Raw genomic sequence first — 12,831 nt, forward strand, 5'->3', positions numbered from 1 at the left:
TCATCACACTGAAAGTTGCTGTCGGGTCGCTTCCGGCAGCAACTCAATTGCCTGCTGATACGAGGCATCTACCAGATAGTAAATTTGCGAATCCGGTAGCGATCCATCGAGATAGACGGTGCTCCAGTGTGCTTTATTCAGATGTTTACTGGGACGTACATCGCTGTGTTGCTGACGCAGCAGTTCTGCCAGTTCCGGGCTGGTTTTCAGTGACGCCGCCGGTCGCCCTTCGACCTCTTTCACCATCGCGAACAGGACATCCGCCACTTTAATCTGGGTGGCTTTCCAGTCGCTGTGCACGCTCTGCTCCGCGCCGGTTTTGTTCATGCAGTACTGTAATATCTCCGAAATGGTCATCTTTATTCCCCCGTGATGGTGGCGATAATCGTGCGCGAGCCGCCGTGGATGCGATGTTCCCCCAGCCAGATTCCCTGCCATGTGCCCAACTGTATCCGCCCTTTATGCAGCGGCAGCATTAACGAGACGCCCATCAGAGACGATTTGATGTGCGAAGGCATGTCGTCATCGCCTTCGTAGTCATGCTCATAAGGGGCATTGTCTGGCACAGTTTGCAGAAAATGTCGTTCCATATCGGCACGCACCGTGGGATCGCAATTTTCATTGAGGGTAAGGGAGGCGGAAGTGTGTTGCAGGAGCAGATGCAGCAGCCCGACGTTAATACGGCTCAGGTCGCGAAGTTGCCCGATGACTTCGTCCGTCACCAGATGAAATCCGCGAGGTTTCGCACTTAAGGTCAGGGTTTGCTGATACCACATGAACGGCTCCGTATTGAAAGAATTGTCCTTCTAAGTGTGCAGCAATACGGCAAAAGGTAAAACCCGAAGAGCCCGATCAGACTAAAAAATAATCAAGCGCCCGGTACGCTGACCGCACCGGGCAGCGATCAGTATTCCGAATTAACAATGACCTCTTCGCCAAACGCCCCTGCCATCGGTAGTGGTCGATAGGTGGAGTTAGAGGCGCGCAGCACGCGGATACCTCTGGCGCCCACATCGCGTGCCGCGGAGATATCGTTATCCGAGTCGCCATAGAACACTTTGATCTGCTTTTGCTGCAACCACTCGGTTTTGGTGTTCTGGCCTGGCTGATCGCCCGCGAAAATCACCGGATTCATGTTGGCGGCCGGGATGCCGAAAAGGCCCTGCAGGGTTTTAGAGACGGTCTCGGTTTTGGTCTGGCTACGACCCGTCACGAAATAGATGCTATCGCCGCGTTTTACGTGCATGGCAATCAGCGAGCGAGCCACCTCTTTTGGAATGCTGAACTCATCCCAGCCGTTATTCATCTTTTCCCAAAACTCGGGATTTTTCAGGTACGCCTCACTCTCAGGCGAGTATGTTTTTTTACCGCGCCAGAAGCCGGGGCTGGAAAAGAGGACGGTATCATCTATATCAAAGCCCACCGCCATCGCCGGACGGCCGAGCAGGCTATTTTCAATCTGGGCAACAGAAACCCAATGAATTGGGGCTTGTTCCGCCAGTTTTGCGGCGGTAGTGCCGTTATATAACGGCGTGGGCGCGGAGGCGCGGGCAACAACGGAACTGTTGAGAGAGAAGAGTAAGCAGGCGGCGCTGAGCGCCAGTGTGATCTTGCGCATGTTTTCCCCTGAATATTCAGACATTTATTCTTTTAATTTGAGTGGATGGTCAAAAAACTCTCCGACCATAACCCCTGAAAGCGGTGAAGGAAAGGAGTTTTTACTTATGAATATGAAGAAAAAAGAAGACGATCACAGAGTGTTGAGCATGACCCGATGCCCTCACTCAGCGAGAGAGGGCATGGTAAGTAAGTGCTTACATTACAGCAGCAAAGGCCTGTGCAACGCGCTGAACGTTATGGGTATTCAGCCCCGCTACGCACATGCGGCCGCTGGCGATAAGATAAACGCCAAACTCTTCTCGCAGACGATCAACCTGCGCTGCGCTGAGACCGGTGTAACTGAACATACCGCGTTGCTTAAGCAGATAATCGAAGTTATGCCCCGGCACCGCCTCTTTTAGCACCTCAACCAGCGTCTGACGCATCGTCAGGATACGACTACGCATGGCTTCGACTTCAGCAAGCCAGCTGGCTTTTAATGCCTCATCGCCCAGCACGGTGGCCACGACCTGCGCCCCAAACGCCGGTGGGCTGGAGTAGATGCGACGCACCGTCGCCTTCAGCTGTCCTAGCACGCGGCTGGCCGCTTCGGCATCTTCACATACCACAGACAGGCCACCCACGCGTTCGCCGTAGAGCGAGAAGATTTTGGAGAAGGAGTTGCTCACCAGTGCGGGCAGCCCGGCGCTGGCAATGGCGCGAATGGCGTAGGCGTCCTCTTCCATTCCCGCGCCAAAGCCCTGATAGGCGATGTCGAGGAACGGGATCAGATTACGCGCTTTCAGCACCTCGATAACCGCATCCCACTGCTCGTTTGTGAGATCCGCGCCGGTTGGGTTATGGCAGCATGGATGCAGCAGCACAATGCTGCGTTCTGGTAGAGTCGTGAGTTTTTCCAGCAACGCCGAAACGCGTACGCCGTTGGTTTCCGTGTCAAACCATGGATAAGTATCTACCGTAAAGCCCGCGCCTTCAAAGATGGCGACGTGGTTTTCCCACGTTGGGTCGCTGACCCACACGCCGGAATCCGGGAAGTATTTTTTCAGGAAATCCGCACCGACTTTCAATGCCCCCGAGCCGCCCAGCGTCTGGATGGTAGCCACGCGTTTGTTTTGCAACACCGGATGGTCGGCACCAAACAGCAGCGGCGCAATGGTATTGCGGTAGGTATTGAGTCCTTCCATTGGCAGGTAGAGTGAGGCACCGTGCGGCACCGCATTCAGGCGCGCTTCGGCTTCGGCTACGGCCTTAAGCTGAGGAATAATGCCGTCTTCGTTGTAATAAAGACCGATGCTCAGGTTCACTTTATCGCTGCGGGGATCGTCCTTAAAACGCTCCATTAAGGAGAGGATGGGATCGCCGGCGTAGGCGTCTACTTTCTGGAACACGCGATGGTTCTCCGGATTTTTATAAGGCAGGGATTTCAACAATAAACCGGAAGCGAAAGAAGATCGAGCCTTGTGAAGGGAATCGGGGCGCGGCATCTCACCGCGCTCCATTCTGTCTTAATCCAGGTAATGCATGGCCACGCGGGAGGTGAGCCGCGTAATAAGTTCGTAAGCGCTCACTTTTGTTATTTCTGCAATGCGCTCAACCGGGAGGCCATCCCCCCACATCACCACCGGATCGCCCGCGCGCTCGTTAGCCGCCGGCCCCAGGTCAACGCAGATCATGTCCATCGCCACGCGGCCAACAATCGGCACTTCGCGGCCATTTACCAGTACGGGGGTGCCGGTGGGCGCCGCACGCGGATAGCCGTCGCCGTAGCCCATCGCCACCACGCCTAAACGGGTATCGCGTTCGCTTACCCAAGTGCCACCATAGCCGACCGGCTCTCCGGCTTTGTGCTCGCGCACGGCAATAAGCGTTGAAACCAGAGACATCACCGGCTGAAATCCGAAGTTTGCTCCGCAGGATTGGCCCTCAAGCGGCGACACGCCATACAGAATAATGCCCGGGCGCACCCAGTCGAAGTGCGACTGAGGCCACAGCAGAATACCGCCAGAGGCCGCGATGGAACGCTGGCCGGGTTTGCCTTCGCAGAAGGTGTTAAACAGATCCAGCTGCTGTTCCGTGGCGCCACACTCGGGCTCATCGGCGCGGGCAAAATGGCTGACGATATTGACCGGCTGACGCACGTTTTTGCACTGACTCAGACGCTGCCAGAACGCTTCAGCCTGCTCTGGACGCACCCCAAGCCGGTGCATACCGGTATCCAGTTTCATCCACACGGTGACTGGCGTGCTGAGCTGTGCGGCTTCCAGAGCGGCCAGCTGCTCTTCGTTATGCACCGCGGTATGCAGTTGCTGCGCTGCGATGACATCCAGATCCGCGGCGTTGAAAAAGCCTTCGAGCAGTAAGATGGGTTGAGAGATGCCCCCTGCGCGTAGGCGGAGGGCCTCTTCAAGACGGGCGACACCAAAAGCATCGGCATCGGGGAGCGTTCGCGCGGTCTCAAGAAGACCGTGTCCGTAAGCGTTCGCTTTCACGACTGCAACCAGTTTACTGGCGGGTGCCCGTTCACGCAGGCATTGCAGGTTGTGACGCAGAGCGCGGCGGTTAATGATTACAGTTGCCGCTTGCATGTGAATTCCTTAATAAAAAGACTCTCCAAAATCCTTTGCGTTGCAGGAAGGCGACAAGCCCGTGAATCCCCGGGAGCTGAGTAAACTAAGTGACCGGGGTGAGCGGGCGCAGTCAACGCCCCTGCGGCGTGAAGGATGATGGAGAGTTATTCGTCGTCGTACTGCGGTCCCGCATAGTTATCGAAGCGCGACCATTGCCCATTAAAGGTCAGGCGCACGGTGCCGATGGGGCCGTTACGCTGCTTACCAATAATGATTTCCGCGATCCCTTTCAGATCGCTGTTCTCGTGATACACCTCATCACGATAGATAAACATGATTAAGTCGGCATCCTGCTCGATAGAGCCCGATTCACGCAGGTCGGAGTTGACCGGGCGTTTATCGGCGCGCTGTTCCAGAGAGCGGTTCAGCTGCGAGAGGGCGACAACAGGCACCTGAAGTTCTTTGGCGAGCGCTTTGAGCGAGCGGGAGATTTCGGCAATCTCCAGCGTACGGTTGTCGGACAGTGACGGCACACGCATCAGCTGCAGGTAGTCGATCATGATAAGACCGATCCCGCCATGTTCACGCGCGATACGCCGCGCGCGGGAGCGCACCTCCGTTGGCGTCAGGCCGGAGGAGTCATCAATGTAGATGTTACGTTTTTCCAGCAAGATGCCCATGGTGCCAGAGATGCGTGCCCAATCCTCGTCATCAAGCTGGCCGGTACGGATGCGGGTCTGATCCACGCGCGAGAGCGACGCCAAAGAACGCATCATAATCTGCTCAGAGGGCATCTCGAGGCTGAAAATAAGAACCGGTTTATCTTGCAACATCGCCGCATTTTCGACGAGGTTCATCGCAAATGTCGTTTTACCCATCGATGGACGCGCCGCGACGATAATCAGATCCGAAGGCTGAAGCCCGGCGGTCTTTTTATTCAGATCATCATAGCCGGTATTAACCCCGGTGACGCCGTCGTGCGGCTGCTGGAAGAGCTGCTCTATACGCGATACGGTGGCATCAAGCACTTCCGCAATGTTTTTCGGCCCTTCATCTTTGTTCGCGCGGCTTTCAGCGATTTTGAATACGCGAGACTCCGCCAGATCCAGCAGTTCGTCGCTATTACGTCCCTGGGGATCGAAACCGGCTTCGGCGATCTCATTGGCCACAGAGATCATGTCGCGAACAACAGCACGTTCGCGGACGATGTCGGCATAAGCGCTAATGTTTGCGGCACTTGGAGTATTTTTTGACAGCTCAGCCAGGTAGGCAAAGCCGCCTACGGTATCCAGTTGACCCTGACGCTCCAGCGATTCCGCCAGCGTAATCAGGTCGATGGGGCTTCCTGACTCCTGCAAACGCGCCATTTCAGTAAAGATATGGCGGTGCGGACGGGTATAGAAATCATCCGTCACAACGCGCTCGGCGACGTCGTCCCAGCGCTCGTTATCCAGCATTAACCCACCCAACACCGACTGTTCCGCTTCAATCGAGTGCGGCGGGACTTTCAGCCCGGCGAGTTGTGGATCGCGCTCACGAGGTTCAGTCTGTTTGTTGAAGGGTTTGTTTCCTGCCATAGTGAATGGAGTTACCGAGATAAAGAGTGGGTCGAAAGATTACCATATTTTTCTTACGGAGGGAGCATGGCAACACGCATTGAGTTCCAGAAACATGGCGGTCCGGACGTGTTGAGGGCGGTGGAGTTTACCCCCACACCGCCTGGCGATAACGAGGTTCAGGTCGAGAACAAAGCGATTGGTATTAACTATATTGACACCTATATCCGGGGCGGTTTGTACCCGCCGCCGTCGCTGCCCAGCGGACTGGGCACCGAAGCTGCCGGTGTCGTTGTAAAAGTGGGCAGCGCGGTGAAACACATCAAGGAGGGCGATCGTGTCGTGTATGCGCAATCCGCCCTTGGGGCCTACAGCTCGGTGCATAACGTGCCGGCGGATAAAGCCGCCATCCTTCCTGGGGCTATCTCGTTTGAGCAGGCGGCGGCATCATTCCTGAAGGGGCTGACGGTCTTCTACCTGCTGCGCAAAACCTATGAGATCAAGCCGGACGAGCCGTTTCTGTTCCATGCTGCCGCAGGCGGCGTAGGGCTAATTGCCTGCCAGTGGGCAAAAGCGCTGGGGGCGAAGCTGATTGGTACCGTCGGCAGTGCGCAAAAAGCGCAGCGCGCACAGCAGGCGGGGGCGTGGCAGGTGATTAACTACCGCGAAGAGAGCATTGTTGAGCGGGTCAAAGAGATCACCGGCGGCAAAAAGCTGCGGGTTGTGTATGACTCGGTGGGGAAAGATACCTGGGAGGCGTCGCTGGATTGTCTGCAACGTCGCGGCCTGATGGTGAGCTTCGGGAATGCCTCCGGGGCCGTTACAGGGGTGAATCTTGGCATTCTGAATCAGAAGGGCTCGCTGTACGTGACCCGCCCTTCCCTGCAGGGTTACATCACCAGCCGCGAAGAGTTAGAGGAGGCCAGCAATGAGCTCTTCTCGCTGATTGCCAGCGGCGTTATCAAAGTCGATGTTGCAAAGGCGCAGAAATATGCGCTAAGCGATGCGCAGCGCGCGCATGAGATACTGGAGAGTCGGGCAACGCAGGGGTCGAGTCTGTTAATTCCATGATGCGTATAAAGAATTAGGGCTTCCCGTAGGAAGCCCTTTCTTTTTTTTAGTTCGGCTGTATGTAGGGTACAGCACGATGAATTCTTTAACGGCAGTCATAGTGACAGATTTGATAAGTAAATCCTATTCCGTTCTAAGCCCCGCCGCCGGAAAAGTTGCAGGGTTGTGACGAACCCCTCAATACCTTAGTAACGAAAACGGTTATTGCGCTGATACTTCGGGACTTTTGGCGATTTTATCGCCCGTATCGCCCATACGACGGCCACGGCCAGCAACAACCAGGGCAGAACTTTAAACATCAGGGCGAACAATCCGCCGACAAACATCACTGCGGTTGCCACCACCAGCGCGGCAATAATTCCCAACAGGGATACCCCTGTGACCAGGAGCATCACAAAAAATCCCACAACAAACAGCAATTCCAGCATGACTCTCTCCCAGGTAATGTCACCATGATATGCACATCATTACAAGATTCATGCCAGTTCTTATTGCTTTGATTTATATATAAAAACGCCCTGTCACAATGACAGGGCGTGGTCTATTTGACGATTTTTTAGCGAAATTTATCGTTTGTCCGCCACCAGGCGGAGCGCCTGTTCGAGCACCTCGATATCCGCTCCGGCTTTATGGGCGTTTTCACTCAGGTGACGGCGCCACTGGCGCGCCCCCGGGATGCCCTGGAACAGGCCAAGCATATGGCGAGTCACATGGCCAAGATAGGTCCCTTGACTGAGCTCGCGCTCAATGTAGGGGTACATCGCCCGCACGACAGAGACCGGATCGTTGTCGATGCCATCGACAGCAAAAATTTCGCGGTCAACGGAGGCCAGAATACCCGGGTTTTGATAGGCCTCACGGCCCACCATGACTCCATCCATGTGCTCCAGATGCGCTTTCGCCTCATCCAGCGATTTGATACCACCGTTAATAGACAGGGTCAGGTGCGGAAAATCGCGCTTCAGCTGGTAGACGCGCGGGTAGTCCAGCGGCGGGATCTCGCGGTTCTCTTTTGGACTCAGGCCAGAGAGCCAGGCTTTGCGGGCGTGGATGATAAACATCTCGCACTCGCCGCGGCCGGAAACCGTATTAATGAAATCACACAGGAATTCATAGCTGTCCTGGTCATCAATGCCGATACGGGTTTTAACCGTTACGGGAATAGAGACCACATCGCGCATCGCTTTCACGCAGTCGGCAACCAGCTGAGCATTGCCCATCAGGCAGGCGCCGAACATACCGTTCTGCACACGATCGGAAGGACAGCCTACGTTGAGGTTGATCTCATCGTAGCCGCGCGCTTCCGCAAGCTTTGCACAGTGAGCCAGAGCCACCGGATCGCTACCGCCCAGCTGCAGGGCCACCGGATGCTCCTCTTCGCTGTAGGCCAGATAGTCACCCTTACCGTGAATGATCGCGCCGGTCGTCACCATTTCGGTGTAGAGCAGCGTATTGCGCGACAGCAAACGCAGGAAATAACGGCAGTGCCTGTCTGTCCAGTCGAGCATCGGCGCGATGGAGAAACGGTGGGCTGGGTAAACAGACTGAAGTTCTGACGACATGGCGAAGTTTTAAGCATCTGGTAAAAAGGGGGCGTAACTATAGCACAAAGAGAAGCCGGAGGCGCAGCGCCTCCGGTTTACTTTAGAAGGTCATGGTGAGCTGCGCACCGGCACCCCAGGTCTCATCTTCCCCGTAAATACCGGTCAGATCGACATGGACGGTGTTAAAGGGCGCAAAGCCCAGACCGCCAGTAAAGACATTGCTGTCGTTACCTTTCACATCGCCACGGAAGCCCGCACGTACTGCCAGCCAGCTCAGCGGCGTCACTTCGGCACCCACGCCCACATACTGCGAGGTGTCTTCCGATTTAAAGCCTTTGGTTTCGGTCAGATCGCCATCCGCGCTGATAGTGACCAGGTCGGTGTGCCAGGCCAGCCCTGCGGTAACCAGCGGTCGAATCTGGTAGGTATCTTTGTAGTTCACCACCTCACCCGTGTAGCCATTGGTGATGCGGACATCTCGAGTATCAATATCGCGTGAGATAAGGTTCTGCCCGCTCAGACCCAGGGTCCAGTTCTCGCCCAGATCGGCGGCAATACCCACGTCAACGTTGAAGCCGGTGTCGTCATTACGGTAGCGACTGCTGTTCCAGTCGTTGCTGTCGTAATCATAAATAGAGGTGGTGTAGTTGTAGAGCCAGGTTTTTTGCAGCTTTGGCGTCACGCCTAATGACACGGGCACATCGCCCATCTCAAACTGACGAGCAACCGCAATACCGTAATCAGAGACAATGGCTACTCTGCCCGATGCGGTTGAGTTCAGGTTTTTGGTGATTTCGTCGGATCCGCCCAGCGCCGCCTTCCCGGCTTCCAGATAAACAGGGCTTAACGGATTATTCAGGTTACTGTTTTGAATCCCGCGTAAATAATCCACGTCATGCTGATCGATGGAGGTGCTTACGCGACCGCGCGCGTAACCCTTCGCCACAAACGCCATAGAGAGTTGCTGGGTGGGAATAGCAACGGTGAGTCCGGCCCCCGCGCTGGCACGGGCAGTTTTGCCACGCAGGTAATCAAGCTCATCCGCCAGTTCGCCCGCCGCCCCCTGGAACTGCAATGCGGTTCCGCGCGGATCGAGCAGAATATTCTCCAGAGTTAAGTTATCAACCACATCATCGTAATAATCGACACGATCGTTAATGTGATCAATTTCATCCTGCAAATTGTCTTTATCGCTAATTTGCGCACCAACGGTCGGAAGGATAATCGTAACGTTATCTTCCTGTTGTGCGCGTGCCAGCAACGCCGGGTTAATTAGCGCCGCGCTGCCATAATGTGCCGATGCTACGCCTGTGCCACCCATCGCGTCGCCGCGAGCTTCTGTCCAGGTATTGGCTGCCCCCGCCTGATTTGCCACAAAAAAGGAGACAGCGATACTAACCACCGAAAATTTAAAATGTTTTTTCACAGTATTCTCGTCTTATAGTCTGTTATTAAACAACCCCTGTCTGTTATCACCCATACAGGGGCAAACTATTGCTGTGAATAAGTGCAAAAAGACCTGCTATTTCCTTAAGTTAAATTCCCTGTCCGGCCTGTTCTAATATGTGACGACCCTCAATATTTATAGAAGAGGAAATTATTTTCGCCCAGGTTTTCCATCGTGAGGGCCAAAAAATTGCGGTGGATGGTCAACCCAGCGATCTTCACGTGTGGCGCCGTAGACGGCATTTTTCGGGTAATAGATACGGTTGTGTTTTTTATTCGCTTCACCAATGACCAGCAGGCGAACCTCCGCGTCGGTATTATTGATAAAGGTGTGGCAGATGCCCGTCCCGGCGGGGAATCCGACGCTGTCGCCAGGCTCCAGCTCCCAGAGATAGCCATTTATCCACACCTGCGGGTATCCCTCCAGCACGTGCACAAACTCCTCTTCATCACTTTCTGCATGCGGATACGAGGTACGGCGTCCTGGCGGCAGGCGCTCATGATGGATACCTATCCGACCCAGTCCCAGCGCACGCGCCAGCGGAGCACCAATAGAAAAGCGCTCGTCGCTGTCGGGATAGGTAGAATCATCGGGACCCTCAAGGTCGCGCCAATGCCGTATACAGTCAGGTTTTTTCATCGTTTTATTCCTCTGTTTATTGGCTCAGGTATAGCACAAGGCGCGGATCTCGGTGTTTTGACCAGAACATGGTAAAGTGATGACTTGTTATTCCACGTTTTCGAGGTGCTTAATGGAAAAGACCACAACGCAGGATCTGCTGGCGCAGGCTGAAAAGCTCTGTGCGCAACGCAATGTGCGCCTGACCCCGCAGCGCCTTGAAGTGTTGCGCCTGCTCAGTCTGCAGCAAGGGGCCATCAGCGCCTATGATTTGCTGGATCTGCTGCGTGCCAGTGAACCGCAGGCGAAGCCGCCAACGGTCTATCGTGCGCTGGATTTTTTACTGGAACAGGGGTTTGTCCACAAGGTGGAGTCGACGAACAGCTATGTGCTATGCCATCTGTTCGATCAGCCGACCCACACATCAGCCATGTTTATCTGCGATCGCTGCGGCAGCGTGAAGGAAGAGAGTGCGGAAGGCATTGAAGACATTATGCACACCCTTGCGGCAAAGATGGGCTTCGCTCTGTGGCACAATGTGATTGAAGCGCACGGACTGTGCGTGGATTGCGTTGAAGTTGAGGCGTGTAGCCATCAAAGTGAATGTCAGCACGATCACTCCATTCAGTTGAAGAAGAAGCCGCGCTAAAAACAACGTGGGCGGCCTGAGGCCGCCCTGGGTGTACTTCCTTGTACTACGGGTATTACCGGCTTACCAGCGGTAATCGTTACGGGTTTCCCAGTCTTTCACTTCCGATTCAGCCTGGTCTTTCTGATAACCATAACGTTCCTGAATTTTACCCACCAGCTGGTCGCGCTTACCTTCGATGATAGTCATATCATCATCAGTCAGCTTACCCCACTGTTCTTTAGCTTTACCTTTGAACTGTTTCCAGTTACCGCCGACTTCGTCTTTATTCATAATCGCATCCTCATCGTTCGGTGATTAGCCTTCGTATCGTCCGTTACGTTCATTTCCTGTTGGACTTGATAATTATTATAGTTAAGGCTTCGGCGAACGAGGCACTATTCAGAATCTTTTACCGTTACGCCAAACGAAACCGCTACATAAACCAGGTATCATTACGCCAGTGATGGCGCCAGATAAGCGCAAGCGACAGGCCACGCAGAGCCAGAAACACGGCCAGCGCCAGCCATAGACCATGGTTTCCCAGCCAGGGCAATGTGAGTAGCGTGAGGCCAAACCCGGCGGCGGCGATCGCCATACTGTTGCGCATTTCAGCGCCCCGCGTGGCGCCAATAAACATGCCATCCAGCAGGTAACACCACACCCCCACCACCGGTAATATTATCTGCCAGACCAGGTAATGATTCGCCAGTTCGCGAAGTTCGGGCAGCGAGGTGAGTAAGGCGATGATGCGATCGCCCATTAAGGCATAAATGAGAGCAAACCCCAGCGCCACCAGCCCGGCCTGACGACAGGCGGCGCGCCATACCTCGCGTAGCTGGCCACTTTCGCGGGCACCATACGCCTGGCCGGAGTGCGCCTCCACCGCATAGGCAAAGCCATCCAGCGCGTAGGCAGTAAACGTCAGCAGGGTCATCAGAACCGCGTTGACGGCGACGATTTCGGGCCCCAGCCGGGCGCCAAATACGGTTAGTGCGCCAAAGCAGAGCTGTAACAGCAACGAGCGCAACATGATGTCGCGGTTCAGAGCCATGAGTTTGCGGATATTACCGCGCCAGCTCGCTTTCAACATCGCCAGTGAGATGCCGCGCAGGGCCAGTACTCGCCAGACCATCCACAAGCCAATCAATAACGTGGCGTACTCTGCCACCGCCGTGGCCAGCGCGGCACCCTGCACGTTCATCTTCAGGCCCATCACCAGCCACAGGTCGAGCACGATATTAATCAGGTTACCCACTACCAGCAGGATCACCGGGGCGCGGGCATATTGCACCCCCAGCAACCAGCCGAGCAATACCAGGTTTGCCAGCGATGCCGGCGCGCTGAGCCAGCGTATTTCCAGGAAACGCCGTGCCTGAAGCAGCACCGCGTCGCTCCCCCCGACAATGTGCAGGGCAAGATCGATAAGCGGGGTTCGCAGTAACACAATCAGCAGCCCGGCCCCCAGCGCCATCAGCAGCGGCTGCACCAGCGCACGTGCCAGACGCAGCGGATCTTTCGCACCATAGGCCTGGGCAGTTAAACCGGTAGTGCTCATGCGCAGGAAGAGCAGCAGCATAAAGAGGAAACTGGTCGCCGTCGCGCCGATGGCCACGCCGCCAAGATAGACAGGGGAATCCAGATGACCTATCACCGCCGTATCGACCAGCCCCAGCAGCGGCACGCTGATATTGGAGAAGATCATCGGCAGCGCAAGACGCCATAACGCCTTATCGGCGGTAGTCAGCAGAGACATGTGAATAACCAGAGAGAAAGAGAG

14 protein-coding genes are annotated in these 12,831 nt (G+C 55.3%); 2 read left to right on the forward strand and 12 right to left on the reverse strand.

Translation table 11 applies throughout. The annotated features are described in order from the left end of the window. Positions 1-3: 3 nt before the first annotated feature. The 6 genes from WFN75_RS15020 to dnaB form a co-directional block, all read right to left on the reverse strand. On the reverse strand, positions 4-357 hold the full coding sequence (locus WFN75_RS15020; protein WP_046885533.1) for an MmcQ/YjbR family DNA-binding protein: 354 nt from the start codon (positions 355-357) through the stop codon (positions 4-6). Between the two features lie 2 nt (positions 358-359). Beyond that, positions 360-776 carry a secondary thiamine-phosphate synthase enzyme YjbQ gene (locus WFN75_RS15025; protein WP_040077603.1) on the reverse strand — a complete coding sequence of 139 codons (417 nt, stop codon included), beginning with the start codon at positions 774-776 and terminating at the stop codon, positions 360-362. A 128-nt stretch (positions 777-904) separates the two neighbouring features. After that, on the reverse strand, positions 905-1,618 hold the full coding sequence (aphA, locus tag WFN75_RS15030; RefSeq protein ID WP_040077604.1) for an acid phosphatase AphA: 714 nt from the start codon (positions 1,616-1,618) through the stop codon (positions 905-907). A gap of 196 nt (positions 1,619-1,814) precedes the next feature. Then, entirely contained in the window at positions 1,815-3,008 is a 1,194-nt protein-coding gene (gene tyrB / locus WFN75_RS15035) for an aromatic amino acid transaminase (RefSeq protein ID WP_046885564.1), read from the reverse strand. Between the two features lie 117 nt (positions 3,009-3,125). Then, positions 3,126-4,205, reverse strand: a complete 1,080-nt coding sequence (gene alr, locus WFN75_RS15040) for an alanine racemase (protein ID WP_336996423.1) — start codon at positions 4,203-4,205, stop codon at positions 3,126-3,128. A gap of 146 nt (positions 4,206-4,351) precedes the next feature. Continuing rightward, positions 4,352-5,764 (reverse strand): replicative DNA helicase, encoded by a 1,413-nt coding sequence (gene dnaB / locus WFN75_RS15045; RefSeq protein WP_040077606.1) that lies wholly within the window; start codon positions 5,762-5,764, stop codon positions 4,352-4,354. Between the two features lie 66 nt (positions 5,765-5,830). Between dnaB and WFN75_RS15050 the strand changes: the two genes are divergently transcribed. Beyond that, entirely contained in the window at positions 5,831-6,814 is a 984-nt protein-coding gene (locus WFN75_RS15050) for a quinone oxidoreductase (RefSeq protein ID WP_336996424.1), read from the forward strand. Between the two features lie 185 nt (positions 6,815-6,999). Here WFN75_RS15050 and pspG read toward each other — a convergent pair whose 3' ends face one another. The 4 genes from pspG to WFN75_RS15070 form a co-directional block, all read right to left on the reverse strand. Next, positions 7,000-7,242: an envelope stress response protein PspG gene (gene pspG, locus WFN75_RS15055; RefSeq protein WP_040077608.1), complete on the reverse strand. Its 243-nt coding sequence runs from the start codon at positions 7,240-7,242 to the stop codon at positions 7,000-7,002. Positions 7,243-7,380: 138 nt separating this feature from the next. After that, complete coding sequence (gene dusA, locus WFN75_RS15060; protein WP_040077610.1) at positions 7,381-8,376, reverse strand: tRNA dihydrouridine(20/20a) synthase DusA; 996 nt, start codon at positions 8,374-8,376, stop codon at positions 7,381-7,383. 82 nt (positions 8,377-8,458) lie between these two features. After that, positions 8,459-9,784, reverse strand: coding sequence for a conjugal transfer protein TraF (locus WFN75_RS15065; protein ID WP_263616655.1), 1,326 nt, complete (start codon positions 9,782-9,784; stop codon positions 8,459-8,461). A 171-nt stretch (positions 9,785-9,955) separates the two neighbouring features. Further along, positions 9,956-10,444, reverse strand: coding sequence for a cupin domain-containing protein (locus WFN75_RS15070; RefSeq protein WP_040077613.1), 489 nt, complete (start codon positions 10,442-10,444; stop codon positions 9,956-9,958). A 112-nt stretch (positions 10,445-10,556) separates the two neighbouring features. Between WFN75_RS15070 and zur the strand changes: the two genes are divergently transcribed. Next, a complete protein-coding gene (zur, locus tag WFN75_RS15075) occupies positions 10,557-11,072 on the forward strand; it encodes a zinc uptake transcriptional repressor Zur (RefSeq protein WP_040077614.1) in 516 nt (171 codons plus the stop codon). Between the two features lie 63 nt (positions 11,073-11,135). Here the strand turns inward: zur and WFN75_RS15080 are convergent, their stop codons facing one another. Continuing rightward, positions 11,136-11,345, reverse strand: a complete 210-nt coding sequence (locus WFN75_RS15080; protein WP_046885537.1) for a CsbD family protein — start codon at positions 11,343-11,345, stop codon at positions 11,136-11,138. A gap of 142 nt (positions 11,346-11,487) precedes the next feature. Continuing rightward, positions 11,488-12,807, reverse strand: a complete 1,320-nt coding sequence (gene dinF / locus WFN75_RS15085; protein ID WP_336996425.1) for an MATE family efflux transporter DinF — start codon at positions 12,805-12,807, stop codon at positions 11,488-11,490. Positions 12,808-12,831: the final 24 nt, after the last annotated feature.

It is taken from the genome of Leclercia sp. UBA7405 (assembly GCF_037152215.1).
In the GTDB taxonomy this organism is placed as follows: domain Bacteria; phylum Pseudomonadota; class Gammaproteobacteria; order Enterobacterales; family Enterobacteriaceae; genus Enterobacter; species Enterobacter pneumoniae.

Coding starts and splice junctions, on each gene's coding strand:
- alr (WP_336996423.1), bottom strand. CDS start 4,205: ATGCAAGCGGCAACTGTAATCATTAACCGCCGCGCTCTGCGTCACAAC.
- dnaB (WP_040077606.1), bottom strand. CDS start 5,764: ATGGCAGGAAACAAACCCTTCAACAAACAGACTGAACCTCGTGAGCGC.
- zur (WP_040077614.1), top strand. CDS start 10,557: ATGGAAAAGACCACAACGCAGGATCTGCTGGCGCAGGCTGAAAAGCTC.
- WFN75_RS15020 (WP_046885533.1), bottom strand. CDS start 357: ATGACCATTTCGGAGATATTACAGTACTGCATGAACAAAACCGGCGCG.
- dinF (WP_336996425.1), bottom strand. CDS start 12,807: ATGTCTCTGCTGACTACCGCCGATAAGGCGTTATGGCGTCTTGCGCTG.
- pspG (WP_040077608.1), bottom strand. CDS start 7,242: ATGCTGGAATTGCTGTTTGTTGTGGGATTTTTTGTGATGCTCCTGGTC.
- WFN75_RS15080 (WP_046885537.1), bottom strand. CDS start 11,345: ATGAATAAAGACGAAGTCGGCGGTAACTGGAAACAGTTCAAAGGTAAA.
- WFN75_RS15025 (WP_040077603.1), bottom strand. CDS start 776: ATGTGGTATCAGCAAACCCTGACCTTAAGTGCGAAACCTCGCGGATTT.
- dusA (WP_040077610.1), bottom strand. CDS start 8,376: ATGTCGTCAGAACTTCAGTCTGTTTACCCAGCCCACCGTTTCTCCATC.
- WFN75_RS15070 (WP_040077613.1), bottom strand. CDS start 10,444: ATGAAAAAACCTGACTGTATACGGCATTGGCGCGACCTTGAGGGTCCC.
- WFN75_RS15050 (WP_336996424.1), top strand. CDS start 5,831: ATGGCAACACGCATTGAGTTCCAGAAACATGGCGGTCCGGACGTGTTG.
- aphA (WP_040077604.1), bottom strand. CDS start 1,618: ATGCGCAAGATCACACTGGCGCTCAGCGCCGCCTGCTTACTCTTCTCT.